The organism is Halostella sp. PRR32 (genome assembly GCF_034808085.1).
GTDB classification, from domain to species: domain Archaea; phylum Halobacteriota; class Halobacteria; order Halobacteriales; family Natronoarchaeaceae; genus Halostella; species Halostella pelagica.
This window is the reverse complement of sequence record NZ_JAXHGL010000098.1, coordinates 1-276: the sequence shown is the minus strand read 5'-3', so window position 1 is coordinate 276 and position 276 is coordinate 1. Positions and strand designations below refer to the sequence as shown.

General features: G+C 68.8%; 1 protein-coding gene. It reads right to left on the bottom strand.

What is annotated here, in order from left to right; translation table 11 throughout:
• On the bottom strand, positions 1-276 hold a 276-nt coding region (locus SM753_RS20535; protein ID WP_323192925.1), incomplete at both ends, for an ATP-binding cassette domain-containing protein.

Here is a 276-nt window from a genome sequence, read left to right as displayed (position 1 = left end):
AGGGCCTCGTCCGCGCGCGCTCCGGCCTCCTCTGGCGGGATGCCGTGATAGCCGGCTTTGTGTTCGAGGACCTCGCGGATGGGGAAGAAGCGGTCGACGTTGAACTCCTGGGGCGCCAGCCCGATGGCGTCCCGCGCCGCCTGGTAGTCGTCGACGACGTCGTGCCCGAACACCTCGGCGCGCCCGCTCGTCTTCCGCGTCAACCCGACGAGTATCTCGATGAACGTCGTCTTCCCAGCGCCGTTCGGCCCGAGCAACCCGAAGAACTCGCCGTCC